The sequence below is a fragment of the Kibdelosporangium phytohabitans genome (assembly GCF_001302585.1).
GTDB classification, from domain to species: domain Bacteria; phylum Actinomycetota; class Actinomycetes; order Mycobacteriales; family Pseudonocardiaceae; genus Kibdelosporangium; species Kibdelosporangium phytohabitans.
Map to the genome: position 1 here is coordinate 1546315 of NZ_CP012752.1, position 17141 is coordinate 1563455.

The following is a 17141-nucleotide window of genomic DNA, read 5'->3' on the forward strand; positions in this document are numbered from 1 at the left end:
GCAAAGTCCTTACTTCACGGTACTCATGAGGTTTCGCCGGCTTCGCGGGCCACCTCGACACCGGCGCGGCGGCGCGTGCGCTGGCGTCGTGGCTGCTTGTCAGCGGTCTTCGACTCACCGGTGTCCGGTGTGGCGGGAGTCTCCTCCGAGGCGCCTGCCACGTCTTGGCCTGCGCGGCGACGCCTGCGCTGACGCTGTTTCGGCGGCCGTTCCTCGTTGCTCTCGGCCGCCGGCGTCTCTTTTGTCCGGGGCGTCGTCGACCGGGTGCGCGTCCCGCCGCGCCTGCGGCGCTTCTTGCCGCCGGTCAGGTCTTCCTCCTGCTCGGCGTCCAGGCCCGCGCGGGTCTGCATGGCCTCGGGCAGCCTGCCGGTCGCGTCCTCGGGGATGCCGAGGTCGGCGAACAGGTGCTCGGACGTGGAGTACGTCTCGACCGGGTCGGGCATGTCGAGCTTGAGGGCGTCGTTGATCGTCTTCCAGCGGTACTCCTCGTCCCAGTCGACCAGGGTGACCGCGACACCGGTGCGCCCGGCCCGGCCGGTGCGGCCGATCCGGTGGACGTAGGTCTTCTCGTCCTCAGGGCACTGGAAGTTGATCACGTGCGTGACGTCGTCGATGTCGATGCCGCGGGCCGCCACGTCCGTGGCGACCAGCACGTCCACCTTGCCCGACCGGAACGCGCGCAGCGCCTTCTCACGGGCGCCCTGGCCGAGGTCACCGTGCACGGCTGCGGCTGCGAAGCCACGCTCGGCCAGGTCGTCGGCGATCTTCTGCGCGGTCCGCTTGGTCCTGGCGAAGATCATCGTCAGGCCGCGGTCGGCCGACTGCAGGGCACGCGCGACGATCTCCTCCTTGTCCATCGAGTGCGCCCGGTAGACGAACTGGCGGGTGCGCTCGTGGATGGCGCCCTGGTCGTTCTCCTCGGCGCGGATGTGCGTCGGCTGGTGCAGGAACGTGCGGGCCAGCGTGATGATCGGGCCGGGCATCGTCGCCGAGAACAGCATGGTCTGCCGCTCGTCGGGCACCATCCCGAGGATGCGCTCGATGTCCGGCAGGAAGCCGAGGTCCAGCATCTCGTCCGCCTCGTCCAGCACCAGCGAGCGGACTTTGCCGAGCACGAGGTGGCGCTGTTCGGCCAGGTCGAGCAGGCGGCCGGGCGTGCCGATGACCACGTCGACGCCCTTGCGCAACGCGGAGATCTGCTGCTCGTAGGGACGGCCGCCGTAGATGGCCAGCAGGCGCACGCCCAGGTGCTTGCCCGCGTCGGTGAGGTCGTGGGCCACCTGCAGGCACAGCTCACGGGTCGGGACGACCACGAGCATCTGCGGCGTGCCGTCGCCCGGCGTGTTCAGCCGGTGCAGGAGCGGGACGCCGAAGCCGAGGGTCTTGCCCATCCCGGTCCTGGCCTGGCCGATGATGTCCTCGCCTGCCATGGCCAGCGGGAGCGTCAGCTCCTGGATGGCGAAGGTCCGCTCGATGCCCGCGGCGGAGAGCGCCTTGACGATCTCCTCGCGCACGCCGAACTCGGCGAACGTGGGTGAGTCGGTGCGGACAGGAGCGTCTGCCTGCAGCGGGTGGGACGTGTCAGTGTCGGGAACGCCGGCTTCGCTGTGTTCCAGTGCCAGCGGATCCAGATTCTCGTTGTGGGTTGAGCTCAGGGTGATCGCCTCTCTTTACCAGTGCGCACTGCCCTGGTTGGGCCGCTCGACCGCTGCCGGGCGCTGGGTGGCGTCGGCGCGGGAGGGCCAGCGTGGCGTGCACACACCCTCCGTGTGACGGGCTCTTGGCCGTCACTGTCTTGGAACGTCGCCTCACGGCGTTGTGATACGCCGGGCGTCACACCGAGTCTACCTGGGCAGTCCTGCCGTTACGCTCACCGCCATGAGCGAGGCTGAATCCGTGGTGGACTCCGCACGGCTGCAGGATGGAGTTGTCGATCTACTGGGGGTGCTGGCCTACGGCGAGCTTTCCGCGTTCGACCGGCTGTCGGAGGACGCCCGCAGCGCCCCGACGCTGGCCGGGCGGGCGGCGCTCGCGGTGATGGCGGCGGCCGAGATCGGGCACTACAGCAAGATCGAGCAGTACCTCACCGAGCACGGGGTGCGGCCGACCGAGGCGATGGAGCCGTTCATCCAGCACTTCGAGGCCTTCCACGCCTCGACACCGCCGCGCAGCTGGCACGAGTCGCTGGTGAAGGCCTACGTGTTCGACGGCCTCGCGGCCGACCTCTACAGCCAGCTGGCGCACTGGCTGGACGACTCGACCAAGCAGCTGGTGCTCGGTGTGCTCGCCGACACAGGGCACTCGGCGTTCGCCGAGCGCGAAGTCCGCGCGGCTTGCGAGGCGGACCGGGCGTTGCGTGACAAGCTGACCCTGTGGGGCAGGCGGCTGCTGGGCGAGGGATTGACGCAGGCCCAGTACATCGTGGCCGAGCGCGACGGGCTGACGGAGCTGATCGTGACGGGATCCGGCGACCTCGCCGGGATCGCGGCGCTGTTCCGGCGGCTGCAGCAGGCCCACGGCAAGCGGATGACAGCCCTCGGACTCGGATAACCTTGCCTCGTCACCAAGTGCGGGGAACAAAGCTGGAGGTCAGCGTGGAGGTCAAGATCGGCGTGGTGGACAGCCCCAGGGAGCTGCTCCTCACGAGCAACCTGTCGCCCGACGAGGTTGAGGCGCTGGTTGCCGACGCGCTGAAGAACCCCGCGGGGCAGCTGACCCTCGTCGACGACAAGGGTCGTCGCTACATCGTCCCGGCGGCGCGCGTGGCGTACGTCGAGATCGGCACGGCCGACACCCGTAAGGTCGGGTTCTCGGTCAAGGCTTGATCTGGCTGTCGTGAGTGGTTCGTCCGGTCGGAACCGGACGAACCACTCACGAGGTCACGAGGTCTGTCGCGAACGGGGGCCTGCTCGTGCCCATGACCCGGTAGCGGTTCCACGGGTCCGGGTCGGACAGTTCGGCGACGGCCTCCCCGTGCGGGGTCCGCACGGTCGCCTTGACCTTCTTGCCGCCCGCGAGGCCAGCCAGCTCCTGGTTCTCCTTGACGCGGCCGTACCAGCGGTAGTAGCCGTCGATCGGCTGGAAGTAGCCGCGCAGTTCGAGCTCGACCGCCAGCTCCTTGTCGCCGATCAGCAGGGTCGCCGGGCCGGTGTAGCCCTCGTCGTCGTGATCACCGTGTTCGTCGCTCATCGGGCTCTCCTCAGCTGGACCACTTTGTTGATCTCGATCGGTTTGTCCGGTGCGATCTCGATGCCGTGCTGGCGCAGGAAGCCGTCGATGGCCGACCAGATGATCGTGGTCAGGTACTCGACGAGCGCGTCGCGCGTCATCGACCTGCGGTCCAGCCACCACTCGCCGGTCGTCTGCACCATCCCGACGATCGAGTACGCCCACGGTTCGGCCGCGCCCGAGTCGAGCCCCAGCGCGCGCATGTAGTCGCCGAGCAGGCTGGTCAGCGCCGCGGCGATCATCTCCTTGTCCTCGCGGACGGGGTCGGAGTCGACCGGGCGGCCGTTGAAGGCCTTGCGGGCCAGCATCCGGTAGAGGTTCGGGTGGTCCTCGATCACGCTGAAGAAGGCGTCGAGGCTGCGGCGGATCCGCGGCACCGGCGCTTCCTCGCGGTTGATCGCCGGGATCAGCCGTTCGAAGAGGATCTCGGTGCCGCGCTGGCCGAGCGCGACGAAGAGGTCGGCCTTGTCGGTGAAGTGCCGGTAGAGCACCGGCTTGGTCACGCCCGCTGCCGCGGCCACGTGTTCCATGGCGAGGTCGGGGCCGTGTTCGTCGAGTGCTTTCAGTGCCGCTTCCACGAACTCCGCGCGGCGGGCGGCGCGGTGTTCGCGCCAGCGCTCACGCCGAGCGTCGCCCTCTCCCTTGACACCTTCGCCCATGCGGTTGCATGCTACCAGAGGTAACTGTTACTTCCGGTAACACTAAAGGGGTGTCGACGATGAGCCGCGTGGTGCGAGTTGCCGAGGGGTCCGACCGGGAGAAAACCGCCGAGCGGTTGCTGAACTCGTCGGCCGACAAGTTCTACGACCCCGAGGTCGACATCGACTGGAACGCGCCGCTCAAAGAGGGCATGTACTACGCGCCGGACCACCGCGTGTCGATCTACGGCACCCACCTGTGGGACCAGTTGACCCCCGCGCAGCGCATCGAGCTGAGCAAGCACGAGGTCGCCAGCGTCGCCAGCAACGGCATCTGGTTCGAGGTGCTGCTGATGCAGATGCTGCTCAAGGAGGTCTACCGGATCGACCCGACCACGCGGCACGCGCAGTACGCCCTGACCGAGATCGCCGACGAATGCCGTCACTCGACGATGTTCGCCCGCTCGATCGAGAAGGTCGGCGCGCCCGCGTACGGCCCGCCCGCGATCCTCAAGAAGCTGGGCAGGTTGCTGCCGGTGATCGGTTACGGCCCCGCCCTGTACGGCTCGATCCTGGTCGCCGAGGAGATCCTCGACCGCATCCAGCGCGAGAGCATGGCCGACCCCGGCGTCCAGCCGCTCGTGCGCATGGTCAACCGCATCCACGTGCTCGAAGAAGCGCGGCACGTCACGTTCGCGCGCCAGGAAGTCGTGCGCGGCATGAAGGAACTGCGCCGCTGGGAGCTGCCGTACCAGCAGTTCCTGATCGCGGCCGTGTCGCATGGCATCACGAGCAGCCTGATCAACCCACGCGTGTACAAGTCCGTCGGGCTCGATCCGAGGGAGACGGCGAAGGTCGCGCGCAACAACCCGCACTTCCAGGAGACCCTGCACTGGGCAGGGGAGCGGATCATGAAGTTCCTCGACGAGGCCGGGCTGGTCGGCGGGCCGGGCATGGCGTTCTGGCGGGCTTCCTTCCTGGTCAAGTAGGCCGCCGGGTCAGCCCCAGACCCGCGGCTGACCAGTCGCACGTGGTCGTCACGCTGAGGTGGAGGTCGCCGCCCCAGTAGCGTCTGTTTGGCGCCGTTGCCGGAAACGACGCGAGCTACCTCTGCTCGGCCGGTGGGCCGTGGGCTTCGAAACGGACGAGGTCGTGCTGCTCGGCTGCGTTGAGGTCGGCTGGGTCGAGGACGGCGCTGGGCGTGATGGTGACGCCGTTCTCCCCCCAGGTGTCTTGCCCGCCTCGACAGGCGTGCGTGGGACTCGATCAGCGATCGCGAGCGCCAGCCCGGCCGTACCGTGGAAGTCCGTCCAGCGCGTCCGCACGATGCCCCAAGACCCTTTTTGTGACCGCCGCATCCATTCGACAGCTTGTGAGCACTGACAACAAGTAAGAGTTCCTGTGGCGCTGCCGACTAGGTGGAAGGCGTGATCGCGCCGTGATGGACCGAATGATCGGTGAGAGGTACGGGTTGAGCAGGCCGCTGGGCAGCGGCGGCATGGGCGAGGTCTGGGAAGTACTGGACGCCCGGCTGGATCGCGAGGTCGGGGGGAGACCGCTGTGCCCGGCGTCGAAAGCCGACGACGGGCCCACGATGATCACCCGCTGCAAACGGGAAGCGCAGCTGACCGCGCGGATGAACCACCGCGGCGTGCCCGTCGTGCACGACACCGGCGCGGCCGGGCAACAGGAACACCGAGCTCGTGCTGTTAGTCGTGGCCGTCGTCATGCTGCTGAGCGTGCTCATGGCCCAACGGCCGATCCACGCGCTGATGCCGGGGCTCGCGATCGGCCTGCCGCCGCCGTCCTGCGGCAGCGGCGGCTCGGCAAGCTCCACCCGTGGTCGCGTTGACGGTCAGGAATGCGGCTGCAGCGGGTAACCGCCACCGATTCCGCGCCAGGCCAGCGTCGAGATCAGCTTCACGGCCTCGGCCTTCTCGATCGGCCGGTTGCTGGCCAGCCACGACTGGGCAGCGACCTGGCTGGCGCCGACCAGGCCGACGGCGAGCAGGCGCGCCCGCTCCTCGTCCATACCGGCGTCCGCGGTGATGGTCGCGGTGATCGCGTCCACACAGGACTTCGTCGCGCGCTCGATCGTCTCGTGCACGACCGGTTCGCCTCGGATGTCCGATTGGAACACTAACCGGAACGCTTCGCCCTCGTGGTCGACGAAGTCGAAGTACGCGCCGACAGCCGCCTGCACGCGCAGTTTGTTGTCGGTGGTCGAGTCCAGTGCTCCCGTCACGCCCGCGATCAGCTCGTCGGCGTGGGTCTGCAGCAGCGCCATGTACAGCTCGAGCTTGCCGGGGAAGTGCTGGTAGAGCACCGGCTTGCTGACGCCCGCCCGCTCGGCGATCTCGTCCATGGCGGCGGCGTGGTAGCCGTTGGCGGCGAACACGTCCTGTGCTGCGGCGAGCAGCTGCGCACGCCGGGCAGTCCTGGGCAGCCGCGCGCTCTTGGCGCCTTGCTGCATCGTTTCCGACATACGGCCTCCTCGCTTCCCCTCAACCTTACTCGCCGGTATGTCCCACCGGGGTGCGTCTCGTGATTCGAGCCGGTATGACCACCCTGAACTGCGGGCACACTGGATAAATGAACTTGACCAGTGAGCGCGCCCCGCTGACCAGAGTCCCGCTGTCCGACGCGACGCGTCCGCCACTGGACACCACCCAGCTGCCGTGGCCGGGCGAGCACGTCGAAGCGGGCGGCGTGCGGCTGCACGTCCGCAGGACGCCGGGCCCGGCCGACGAGACAGCCGTGTACGTGCACGGTCTCGGCGGATCGTCGATGAACTGGACCGACCTGGCCGGGCAGCTGTCGCTGCACGCCCAGGGCATCGCGGTCGACATGCCGGGAGCCGGACGGTCGGAGCCACCACCCGGCCACACCTTCGACCTCGCCGACCAGGCCGGGACGCTGGCGGCGTTCCTGCGTGGCCTCGGTCACGGCCCGGTGCACCTGTTCGGCAACTCGATGGGCGGCGCGTCGGCGATGATCCTCGCCGCGCGGCACCCCGACCTGGTCAAGACGCTGACGCTGATCTCGCCCGCGGTCCCGGACCTGCGGCCGTTGCCCAACCGGATGTCCGACCCGCGGATCCCGTTCGCGATGATGCCGCTCATCGGCGAGCGGTTCAGACGCCAGCTCGCCGCACTCACGCCCATGCAGCGCGCGCAACAACTGGTCAACCTGTGTTTCGCCGACCCGTCGATGGTCCCGCAGCACCGGATGCACGAGACGGCGAACGAGTTCGTCGAGCGGGCGAAGATCGCGTGGGCCGGGCAGTCGCTGATGAGCCTGACGCTCGGCTTGTTCCGCGCGTGGCTGGTGCCGCCGTCGCAGTCGCTGTGGCGGATCATGCCGAACATTTCCGCGCCCACCTTGGTGATCTGGGGCGCGAAGGACAAGTTGGTGACTGTCCGTAAGGCCCCGCGAACCGCACGGCTTTTGCCCCGCGGACGCCTGCTTGTCCTGCCCCGAACCGGGCATGTCGCGCAAATGGAACGGCCAGAGACGGTGGCACGGGCCGCCCTCGGCCTGTGGGAGGCCGAACAGGACGGGTCCTGGTAGTCCAGCCAGTCGCACCATCGTTATCGGAGAGTGATGTGGCACCCTGTAAGCCGTGAGCCGGATGACCCAAGGAGGAGACGTCTCGCCGCCGAAAAAGTCACGTTCCGGAGCATCACGTGCGGCCGCGCGGGGACCCCACGGCCGCCGCGCGGATGACGACCGGTATCAGCGTGGCACGCGTCGTGCGTCCGGCGAACCGCTGGCAGCGGCGTGGAACCCCGATGCCGAGAACGCCGAGGAGTCGTATCGGCGCATCCCGCCGGTGCGCAAACGCGGCATCCTGGCGGTCTACGGCTGGCGGCTGTACGCGATCCCCATCCTGCTGGTGATCACCGCGCTCGTGTTGTGGGACACCACACAGGCCGGCCCGCCCACCGAGACGCAGGCCGCGCCGAACAAGGCGGCGGCCATCGGTGGCAGCAACGAGGTGCCGACCGACACACCGGACGCCACCGAGAAACCGGTCACCCCGATCGACGCCAAGATCCCGACCGCGGACCTCCCGCCCGGCCGTGACTTCACCCAGGCGGGCCCGGAGACGTTCCGAGTGGTCCCGGGCAGCGGGCCCAAGGTCGGCCAGGGCACGCAGAAGACGTACACGTACTCGATCGAGATCGAGAACGGTGTCACCACGACGGACGTCGGTGGCGGCGACGACGCGTTCGCCGGGTTGGTCGACACGACCCTGGCTGATCCGCGCGGCTGGACAAGCGACCCGCGCATCGCCGTGCAGCGTGTGACGGACAAGCCCGTTGTCCGCATCTCGCTGACCACGCCGGAGACGACGCACAAGCTGTGTGGGCGGACCATTCCGTATGAGTCGTCGTGCCGGTTGTCGCGTGACGGTCGTGTGGTCATCAACCTCGCCCGCTGGGTGCGTGGCGCGTTGGCGTTCAACGGTGACATCGGGCTGTACCGGGTGTACGCCATCAACCATGAGGTTGGTCACGCGTTCGGCCGCGGCCACGAGGGCTGCGCGCAGAGCGACGGGCTCGCGCCGGTGATGATGCAGCAGACGTTCGGCGTGAACAACAACTACGTCGCCCAGCTCAACGACGCTGTGCCCGGCACGCGGGACCCGGTGAAGGCGGACGGGAAGGTCTGCAAGACCAATCCGTACCCCAACCCCCAAGGTAAGCCGCCCGGTTCCTGATCCCGCAATGTGGGCATCGCGGAAGCATCCGGCCCCCGGCGGTGTTGGATTGAGGCGGACGCTTAGGAGGAGTCGATGCCAGGTAGTTCGCTGCCGCCGCTGGTGGAGCCCGCTGCGGAGCTGACCAAGGACGAGGTGGCCCGCTACAGCAGGCACCTGATCATCCCAGATGTTGGAGTCGACGGTCAGAAGCGACTGAAGAACGCCAAGGTGCTCGTCGTCGGTGCGGGTGGCCTCGGCAGCCCGGCGCTGCTGTACTTGGCCGCCGCCGGTGTGGGCACGCTGGGGATCGTGGACTTCGACGTGGTCGACGAGTCGAACCTGCAGCGCCAGGTGATCCACGGCGTGTCGGACGTCGGCAAGCCCAAGGCGGTCTCCGCGCGCGAGTCGATCGCCGAGATCAACCCGTTCGTGCACGTGAACCTGCACGAGGCGCATCTGAACTCGGAGAACGCCCTCGAGATCTTCCGCGACTACGACCTGATCCTCGACGGCACGGACAACTTCGCCACCAGGTACCTGGTCAACGACGCCGCGGTGCTGCTGGGCAAGCCGTACGTGTGGGGTTCGATCTTCCGCTTCGAAGGCCAGGTCAGCGTGTTCTGGGAGGACGCGCCCAACGGCCAGGGCCTCAACTACCGCGACCTCTACCCGGAGCCGCCGCCACCGGGGATGGTCCCGTCCTGCGCGGAAGGCGGCGTGCTCGGCGTGCTGTGCGCGTCGATCGGGTCGATCATGGTGACCGAGGCGATCAAGCTGCTGACGGGCATCGGCGAGCCGCTGCTCGGCAGGCTGATGGTCTACGACGCGCTCGAGATGAGCTACCGGACCATCAAGATCCGCAAGGACCCGGAGAGCCCGAAGATCACCGAGCTGATCGACTACGAGGCGTTCTGCGGAGTGGTCTCGGACGACGCGCAGAAGGCAGCGGCCGGCTCGACCATCACGCCGCGCGAGCTGAAGGAGAAGTTCGACCGGGGCGACAACTTCGCGCTCATCGACGTGCGTGAGCAGCACGAGTACGAGATCGTGTCGATCCCCGGCGCCGTGCTGATCCCGAAGGACCGGATCCTGTCCGGTGAGGCGCTGGCCGAACTGCCGCAGGACAAGCCGATCGTGCTGCACTGCAAGTCGGGCGCCCGCTCGGCGGAAGCCCTTGCCGCGCTGCACAAGGCGGGCTTCGCCGACGCGGTGCACGTCGGCAGCGGCGTGCTCGGGTGGGCACGGGACGTGGACCCGAGCCTGCCGACGTACTGAGATCTACCGTTGACGGTCCCACGGTTCGCCGTGGGACCGTTTTCATGTGTCGCCCAACGACCTGAGCAGGCCGCGCAGCGCGTCTGCCAGGTGGTCCCGTTGGTCCGCGGGCAGCGCCGAGAGCAGTCTGACCTCGTTGGCCACGTGGGCTTCGAGGATGTCGTCGACCAGTGTCCTGCCCTCGTCGGTCAGGCGGACGCGGACCGAGCGGCGGTCCTGTTCGTCGGGGACGCGTTCGGCGAGACCGCGGGCGGTCAGGCGGTCGATCCGGTTGGTGATCGCGCCGGACGTCACCATCGCGGTCTGGATGAGCGCTCCGGCCGTCAGCTCGTAGGGCGGTCCTGACCTGCGGAGGGTCGCCAGGACGTCGAACTCCCAGCGTTCCAGGCCGTGTGCGGCGAAGAACTCCTTGAGCTCGCGGTCGAGCACGCGGGCCAGGCGGGAGATCCGGCCGACGATCCCCATCGGCCACGGGTCGATGTCCGGGCGCTCGGTCCGCCACTGGTCCAGGATCTCGTCCACCGCGTCGCTCATCGGCCACCAACTGTCTCAATGTTCACCTACTTGACGTGAAGACTACCTCCATGTTGGTATCTCAACATTAAGAGTTTCAACGTTGAGAGGTTTTCATGCGACGCCTGTTCCTGACCGCGCTGCTGCTGCTGGGGCTGGTGGCCGGCCCCGCCCAGGCGGCCGCCTTCCCCGCCACGATCCGGCTGCCCGACGGCTTCCAGGCCGAAGGCATCGAGATCGGACCCGGCCCGTACGCCTACATCGGGTCCATGGCCGACGGCTCCGTCTACCGCGCCGACCTGCGCACCGGCCGGGGCGCGATCCTCAGCCGAGGACCCGGCACACCCGCGCTCGGTCTGCGCGCCGACAGCCGCGGACGGCTGCTCGTCGCCGGTGGCACCGGCGGTGACCTGCGCGTTCTCGACATCCACACCGGTCGCGTGGTGTCGTCGTACCAATTGGCCACCGGCCCCGCGTTCGTCAACGACATCGCGATCGCCCACGGCGCCGCGTGGATCACCGACTCCACCAACCCGGTGCTCTACAAACTGCGGGACGGCCGGGTCGAGCGGATCCCGCTCACCGGCGACATCACCTACCGGGACGGCTTCAACGCCAACGGCATCACGCTGGCACCGGACGGCCGAGCTCTGCTCGTGGTGCAGTCCAACACCGGCGACCTGTTCCGCGTCGGCTTCGACGGCGTCGCCCGGCGGGTGAACCTGCACGGCGACTCCCTGGTCGACGGCGACGGCCTGCTCCTTCGTGGCCGCACGTTGTACGCGGTGCAGAACCGGACCAACACCGTGGCTGTCGTGCAGTTGAACGTCGGCGGAACCGAGGGGCGCGTCGCCCGCCGGGTGACCGACGACCGGTTCGACGTGCCCGCGACCGTGGCCGAGTTCGGATCGCGGTTGTACCTGCCGAATGCCCGGTTCAGCTTCACGACTCCGCCCAAGCCGCCCACCCCGGACATGGGGTACACGGTTGTCGCCATTCCACGCCCCTGACACGAATGGCGTGGCGGGGCGCCTCAATCGGGGTGGGACGCGGTAGCGTGCCTGCCGATGGGTACTCCGAAGCCGCCGCCACCTCACGTCCGCGCCGCGTTCGGCGCAAGGGACGCGGAGCCGGAGTTGATCGACGCCGGTCCGATGTGGCGATGCGGGGACGCCGCCTTCAAGCCGGCCAACAGCCCCGCCGAAGCGGCGTGGGTCGCCAAGGCGCTGGGCGAACTGCACGTGCCCGGCCTGCGGATCGGCCGGCCGTTACGAAGCACCGACGGCCGCTGGGTCGTCGGCGGCTGGGCGGCGTACCGCTTCATCGAGGGCCACGCCGAGCCACGGCACGACGAGGTCATCTCCGTCTCGCTGACGCTCCACGAGGCGTTGAAGAACCTGCCGCGTCCCCGCTTCATCGACGCGCGGCAGGACGTGTTCGCGGTCGCCGACCGGGTCGCTGGCGGCGAGCTCGAGATGCCGTTGAAGGCCGACCGCGGCGGTGAGCTCTTCGAGGAGCTCAGCGCCAAGCGCAAGCCTGCCAAGCTGACCAAACAGGTCGTGCACGGTGACCTGTTCGGCAACGTGCTGTTCGTCGGCGAGGCCGATCCCGGACTGATCGACTTCCGGCCGTACTGGCGGCCACCGGAGTGGGCGGCTGCCGTTGTCGTCGTCGACTCCCTGGCTTGGGGCGGTGCCGACGACGGCATCATCGGCCGGTGGTCGCACCTGACCGAGTGGCCGCAGACGCTGTTGCAGGCGTTGCTGTTCCGGCTCGCCGTGCACGCGCTGCACCCGAAGTCCACAGCCGAGTCGTTGAAGGGCCTCGGCCGCGTCGCCGAGCAGGTCGACCAGCTGCTGTAAGTGCGGGTAACGGACCGACTTGACACCCTCACGGTCGAAAAAGTTCCGCTGAGCAGCCAACGTCGCATACTCGAAACATGGCCGCATCAAGAGGTAACAACGGCTCCTTAGCGTCTTGCGCGTGATGGCCGAGACGCATTGCCCTTACTGCGCGCTGCAGTGCGCGATGACGCTGGACGGTGCCCAGGTCACGCCACGAGAGTTCCCCACGAACCGTGGTGGGTTGTGCCAGAAGGGGTGGACGTCCGGAGCGTTGCTCACCAGCCCGGTGAGGCTGACCACGCCGTTGGTGCACGGTCGTCCTGCGAGCTGGGACACGGCCCTCGACTTCGTCGCCGGACAGATCGAACGCATCCAGCGTGAGCACGGCCGCGACGGCATGGCCATCTTCGGCGGTGGCGGGCTCACGAACGAGAAGGCCTACGCGCTGGGCAAGTTCGCCCGCGTGGCCTTGCGTACCTCGCAGATCGACTACAACGGCCGGTTCTGCATGTCGTCGGCTGCCGCCGCGGGCAACAAGGCGTTCGGAGTGGACCGTGGTCTGCCCTTTCCGGTCGCGGACCTGGGCGACGCCGACCTCATCCTCCTCGTGGGGGCCAATCCCGCTGAGACGATGCCGCCGTTCATGCAGCACATCAAGGCCGGGCTGGTCGTCGTGGATCCGCGTCGCACGGCCACCGCCGAGCGCGCGACGCTCCACCTGCGACCCGCGCCCGGCACCGACCTGGCCCTCGCACTCGGAATTCTGCATTCAGCGTTCAGCGAGGGATATGCAGAACACGATTACATCGAATGCAGAACTCAGGGCTTCCAGGACGCGTGGCGGATCGCGGCGGCGTGGTGGCCCGAACGGGTGGAGCGGGTCACCGGCGTCTCCGCGACCGACCAACGCGCGGTGGCCAGGATGCTCGCCGAAGCCAAGAACGCGTACATCCTCACCGCACGCGGTACGGAACAGCACGCGAGCGGCACCGACACGGTCAGCGCGTGGATCAACCTGGCACTCGCGCTGGGCCTGCCCGGCAAACCCGGCAGCGGCTACGGATGCCTGACCGGCCAGGGCAACGGCCAGGGCGGCCGGGAACACGGCCAGAAAGCCGACCAGCTCCCGGGATACCGCAGGATCGACGACCCGGCCGCCCGCGCGCACGTCGGGAAAGTCTGGGGCGTGGACCCGTCTTCCTTACCCGGGCCCGGCAGGTCGGCATACGAACTGCTCGACGCGCTGGGTCGCCCGCAGGGACCGAAAGGCCTGCTCGTCTTCGGCAGCAACCCGGTCGTCTCGGCGCCGCGCGCCACGCACGTCACCGAACGCCTGCAGGCGCTTGACTTGCTCGTCGTCGCGGACTTCGTGCCGAACGAGACCACGGCACTCGCCGACGTCGTGCTGCCGGTGACCCAGTGGGCCGAGGAGGAAGGCACACTGACCAACCTCGAAGGCCGCGTGCTGCACCGCAGGCCCGCCCTGCAGCCGCCGTCCGGCGTCCGCTCGGACCTGGAAGTGCTGCGGGAACTCGCGATCAGGCTGGGCACACCGGCGAAGATGTTCCCCACCATCGCCGAGGAGGTGTTCGACGAGCTCGCCAAGGCCTCCGAGGGCGGGATCGCCGACTACTCCGGCATCACCTACGCCAGGTTGCGCGACGGCGAAGCACTGCACTGGCCAGTGCCCGACCGGCGGCACCCGGGCACACCAAGGCTCTTCACCGACAGGTTCGGGCACCCCGACGGCAGGGCCAGATTCGTCCCGGTCGACCACAAAGGACCGGCCGAACCGCCGGACGACGACTTCCCGCTGATGGCGACGACCGGCCGGGTGCTCGCGCACTACCAGTCGGGTGCGCAGACCCGGCGGATCGACGAGCTCGTCGCCGCCGTACCGGAGTCCTATGTGGAGGTACACCCGGACACGGCCGGCCTCGCCGGCCTCGCCGACGGCGACATGGCCGAAATCGAGTCACGGCGCGGAAAAGTGTCGGCCAGGGTGCGGTATGTCGCGTCGATGCGGCCGGACACCGTGTTCCTCCCCTTTCATTTTCCCGGCGAGAACAGCGCGAACCGATTGACCAATCCGGCGCTTGATCCGACGAGCCGGATGCCCGAGTTCAAAGTCTGCGCGGTCCGTCTACTCCATGGGGGCATGGAATGATCCCACGTCAAGTGGTTGTGGCCGGTTACGGGATGGCCGGCGCGCGGCTGGCCGAGGAGATACTCAAGCGTGACGAAGAACGTGGACACATAGCACTGACAATCCTCGGTGAAGAGCCCCACATTTCCTACAATCGTGTGTTGCTGTCCGGGGTTGTCGCGGGGACCATGAAGCCGGAAAACGTCATGTTGCACGGCGAAGAATGGCGCGAGAAAGTCCGGCTCGGCATGAGTGTCACGGGGATCGACCGGGGCGCGCGCAAAGTCACGCTCTCCGACGGCAGCACGATCGGCTACGACGTCCTGGTCCTGGCGACCGGGAGTCGCGCGTGGATACCGTCTGTGGACGGCCTGCGGCCGCAAGCGCCTGGCGTGCACACCTTCCGGACCCTCGACGACTGCGCCGGGATCATCGCGGCGGCACGGCCGGGTGCGCCGGTCGCCGTGCTCGGTGGCGGGTTGCTGGGCGTCGAGGCCGCGCGTGGTCTCGTCGCCCGGGGATGTCAGGTGACGGTCGTGCACCCGGTCGGGCACTTGATGGAACGCCAGCTCGACGAAGCGGCAGGCCGGGTGCTCGCCGCTCGACTGTCCACATTGGGCGTAGAGGTCAGGATCAACGCGAAGGTCGTCGGATACGCGCCCGGTGACGGCCTCGAGCTCGACGACGGCCTGGTGCCCGCGGACATGGTCGTCGTGACCGCCGGGGTGAAACCGGAGACCGAACTGGCCACCGCGGCCGGGCTGGCCGTCGACCGGGGCATCCTCGTCGACGACTGCCTGCGCACGAGCGATCCGCGGATCCACGCGATCGGCGACTGCGCTCAGCACCCGGGCACGACGGCCGGACTCGTGCAGTCGGCGTGGGAACAGGCCGAAGTCCTCGCGGACCTGTTGACCGGTGCGAACGTCGCGAAACGGTACCGCGGGACGCCCGTCGTGACACGGCTCAAGGCCAGGGACGTCGACCTCGCCGCGTTGGGCGACGTGCACGCCGACGTGCACACGCCCGGCGCGGAAGTGCTGTGCCTCAACGATCCGACGCGTGGCCGTTACACCAAACTGGTGATCAGGGAGGACCGTGTGGCCGGGGCCATCATGATCGGCGCCCCGGACGCGGCGGCCACGATCACCCAGCTCTACGACAGCCGCGTGCCCGTGCCGTCCGACCGGTTGGCGGTCCTGCTGGGACGCGCGTTGCCGACTGCGGCGACTCCCGCCGGAAGCCCGGCCGAACTGCCCGCGAGCGCGGTGGTGTGCCGGTGCAACTCGGTGACGAAGGCCCAGCTGGTCACGGCGTGGCGCTCCGGTGCCACCGACGTGCGGGGGCTGGCGTCGGCCACGCGGGCGACAACGGGATGCGGCAGCTGCCGGGACGCGGTGTGCGGCATAGCGGAATGGCTATCAGACAAGACATAGGGGTGAACATGAAGCGTCTCGGTGGACGGTGGATCGACCAGTGGGAGCCGGAGGACCAGGAGTTCTGGGACAACGGCGGCAAGCGGATCGCCGCGCGCAACCTGTGGTTCTCGATCTTCGCCGAGCACCTCGGCTTCTCGATCTGGACACTGTGGTCGGTCATGGTCCTGTTCATGGGACCGCAGTACGGCCTTTCCGCGGCTGACAAGTTCCTGCTGGTCTCCACACCGACCGTGGTCGGCGCCCTGATCCGGATCCCGTACACGTTCGCGCCCGCCAAGTTCGGCGGTCGCAACTGGACGGTGTTGTCCGCGGGCCTGCTGCTGATCCCGACCGTCCTCGCGGCGGTCGTGATGCAGCCGGGGACGTCGTTGGGCACGTTCATGCTCGTGGCCGCGCTCGGCGGGGTCGGTGGCGGGAACTTCGCGTCCTCCATGGCCAACATCAACGCGTTCTACCCGGAACGCAGCAAGGGCTGGGCGCTCGGTCTCAACGCGGGCGGCGGGAACCTCGGTGTCGCGGCGATCCAGCTGATCGGCCTGCTGGTGATCAGCACGGCGGGCGCCGCCGCGCCGCGAATCGTGCTGTACGTCTACGTCCCGCTGCTGATCCTCGCGGCGATCGGCGCGTTGCTGTTCATGGACAACCTCGGCACGATGAGCGGGGACACCAAGGCGTTGCGGGAAGTGGTCAAGGACCCGCAGTCCTGGGTGATGTCGTTCCTCTACATCGGAACGTTCGGCTCGTTCATCGGGTACAGCTTCGCCTTCGGGCTGGTGCTGCAGAACCAGTTCGGCCGGACGCCGCTGCAGGCCGCGTCGCTGACGTTCCTCGGCCCGCTCGTCGGCTCGCTGATCCGGCCGGTCGGCGGCTGGCTGTCCGATCGGATCGGAGGCGCGAAGGTGACACTGTGGACGTTCCTGGCCCTCGGCATCGGGACCGCTGTCACGATCGTCGCGTCGAACCTGAACTCGCTGCCGCTGTTCGTCACCGCGTTCATCTCGCTGTTCGTCTTCTCCGGGCTGGGCAACGGGTCGACGTACAAGATGATCCCGGCCATCTTCCGCGCCAAGGCGCAGTCGGAGATCGAGGCAGGCGCGGGCAAAGCCGCGGCGCTGTTGCGCGCCCGGCGGCTCTCCGGCGCCCTGATCGGCCTCGCGGGCGCGATCGGCGCGTTGGGTGGTCTGTTCATCAACCTGGCGTTCCGAGAGTCCTTCATGACAGCGAAGACCGGTGTGCCCGCGTTCGTTGCCTTCCTGGTCTTCTACGGCGTCTGTTTCGTGGTGACGTGGGCGGTGTACCTGCGCAAACCGTCGTCGGTCAAGAGCTCGGAGCACGCCCTCGCAGGCCTGTGAC

General features: G+C 68.5%; 17 protein-coding genes. 11 read left to right on the forward strand and 6 right to left on the reverse strand.

Annotated features, from left to right (window positions below):
* Positions 1–23 precede the first annotated feature (23 nt).
* A complete protein-coding gene (locus tag AOZ06_RS07050; RefSeq protein ID WP_054288690.1) occupies positions 24–1514 on the reverse strand; it encodes a DEAD/DEAH box helicase in 1491 nt (496 codons plus the stop codon).
* A 364-nt stretch (positions 1515–1878) separates the two neighbouring features.
* Here AOZ06_RS07050 and AOZ06_RS07055 point away from each other — a divergent pair, with 364 nt between their 5' ends.
* Both AOZ06_RS07055 and AOZ06_RS07060 read left to right on the forward strand, forming a co-directional pair.
* On the forward strand, positions 1879–2550 hold the full coding sequence (locus tag AOZ06_RS07055; protein ID WP_054288691.1) for a ferritin-like fold-containing protein: 672 nt from the start codon (positions 1879–1881) through the stop codon (positions 2548–2550).
* Positions 2551–2594: 44 nt separating this feature from the next.
* A complete protein-coding gene (locus AOZ06_RS07060; protein ID WP_054296468.1) occupies positions 2595–2825 on the forward strand; it encodes a DUF3107 domain-containing protein in 231 nt (76 codons plus the stop codon).
* A gap of 46 nt (positions 2826–2871) precedes the next feature.
* Here the strand turns inward: AOZ06_RS07060 and AOZ06_RS07065 are convergent, their stop codons facing one another.
* Positions 2872–3189 carry a DUF4873 domain-containing protein gene (locus AOZ06_RS07065; protein WP_054288692.1) on the reverse strand — a complete coding sequence of 106 codons (318 nt, stop codon included), beginning with the start codon at positions 3187–3189 and terminating at the stop codon, positions 2872–2874.
* Positions 3186–3887: a TetR/AcrR family transcriptional regulator gene (locus AOZ06_RS07070; RefSeq protein ID WP_054288693.1), complete on the reverse strand. Its 702-nt coding sequence runs from the start codon at positions 3885–3887 to the stop codon at positions 3186–3188. The genes AOZ06_RS07065 and AOZ06_RS07070 overlap by 4 nt, the downstream gene beginning before the upstream one ends.
* A gap of 59 nt (positions 3888–3946) precedes the next feature.
* Between AOZ06_RS07070 and AOZ06_RS07075 the strand changes: the two genes are divergently transcribed.
* Positions 3947–4855, forward strand: coding sequence for an AurF N-oxygenase family protein (locus tag AOZ06_RS07075; RefSeq protein ID WP_054296469.1), 909 nt, complete (start codon positions 3947–3949; stop codon positions 4853–4855).
* A 425-nt stretch (positions 4856–5280) separates the two neighbouring features.
* Here AOZ06_RS07075 and AOZ06_RS07080 read toward each other — a convergent pair whose 3' ends face one another.
* Positions 5281–5703 carry a hypothetical protein gene (locus AOZ06_RS07080; RefSeq protein WP_054288694.1) on the reverse strand — a complete coding sequence of 141 codons (423 nt, stop codon included), beginning with the start codon at positions 5701–5703 and terminating at the stop codon, positions 5281–5283.
* A gap of 18 nt (positions 5704–5721) precedes the next feature.
* Positions 5722–6351: a TetR/AcrR family transcriptional regulator gene (locus AOZ06_RS07085; protein WP_054288695.1), complete on the reverse strand. Its 630-nt coding sequence runs from the start codon at positions 6349–6351 to the stop codon at positions 5722–5724.
* A 107-nt stretch (positions 6352–6458) separates the two neighbouring features.
* On the opposite strand from AOZ06_RS07085, the gene AOZ06_RS07090 reads away from it, so the two are divergent.
* The 3 genes from AOZ06_RS07090 (at position 6459) to moeZ (ending at position 9846) form a co-directional block, all read left to right on the forward strand.
* Positions 6459–7436: an alpha/beta fold hydrolase gene (locus tag AOZ06_RS07090; RefSeq protein ID WP_054288696.1), complete on the forward strand. Its 978-nt coding sequence runs from the start codon at positions 6459–6461 to the stop codon at positions 7434–7436.
* Positions 7437–7497: 61 nt separating this feature from the next.
* On the forward strand, positions 7498–8589 hold the full coding sequence (locus AOZ06_RS07095; protein ID WP_054288697.1) for a DUF3152 domain-containing protein: 1092 nt from the start codon (positions 7498–7500) through the stop codon (positions 8587–8589).
* A 75-nt stretch (positions 8590–8664) separates the two neighbouring features.
* Positions 8665–9846 carry an adenylyltransferase/sulfurtransferase MoeZ gene (gene moeZ, locus AOZ06_RS07100; RefSeq protein WP_054288698.1) on the forward strand — a complete coding sequence of 394 codons (1182 nt, stop codon included), beginning with the start codon at positions 8665–8667 and terminating at the stop codon, positions 9844–9846.
* Positions 9847–9888: 42 nt separating this feature from the next.
* Here the strand turns inward: moeZ and AOZ06_RS07105 are convergent, their stop codons facing one another.
* Positions 9889–10380 carry a MarR family winged helix-turn-helix transcriptional regulator gene (locus AOZ06_RS07105; RefSeq protein ID WP_054288699.1) on the reverse strand — a complete coding sequence of 164 codons (492 nt, stop codon included), beginning with the start codon at positions 10378–10380 and terminating at the stop codon, positions 9889–9891.
* A gap of 95 nt (positions 10381–10475) precedes the next feature.
* On the opposite strand from AOZ06_RS07105, the gene AOZ06_RS07110 reads away from it, so the two are divergent.
* The 5 genes from AOZ06_RS07110 to AOZ06_RS07130 all read left to right on the forward strand — a co-directional run bounded on the left by AOZ06_RS07110 (position 10476) and on the right by AOZ06_RS07130 (position 17140).
* Positions 10476–11369, forward strand: a complete 894-nt coding sequence (locus AOZ06_RS07110) for an SMP-30/gluconolactonase/LRE family protein (protein WP_054288700.1) — start codon at positions 10476–10478, stop codon at positions 11367–11369.
* A 57-nt stretch (positions 11370–11426) separates the two neighbouring features.
* Complete coding sequence (locus AOZ06_RS07115; protein WP_054288701.1) at positions 11427–12221, forward strand: TIGR02569 family protein; 795 nt, start codon at positions 11427–11429, stop codon at positions 12219–12221.
* Positions 12222–12345: 124 nt separating this feature from the next.
* The gene (locus AOZ06_RS07120) at positions 12346–14370 is read left to right on the forward strand and encodes a molybdopterin oxidoreductase family protein (RefSeq protein WP_054288702.1); all 2025 of its coding nucleotides are present in this window, start codon (positions 12346–12348) and stop codon (positions 14368–14370) included.
* Positions 14367–15785, forward strand: coding sequence for an FAD-dependent oxidoreductase (locus AOZ06_RS07125; protein ID WP_054288703.1), 1419 nt, complete (start codon positions 14367–14369; stop codon positions 15783–15785). Before AOZ06_RS07120 ends, AOZ06_RS07125 begins: the two co-directional genes overlap by 4 nt.
* A gap of 8 nt (positions 15786–15793) precedes the next feature.
* On the forward strand, positions 15794–17140 hold the full coding sequence (locus AOZ06_RS07130; RefSeq protein ID WP_054296470.1) for a nitrate/nitrite transporter: 1347 nt from the start codon (positions 15794–15796) through the stop codon (positions 17138–17140).
* Position 17141 lies beyond the last annotated feature (1 nt).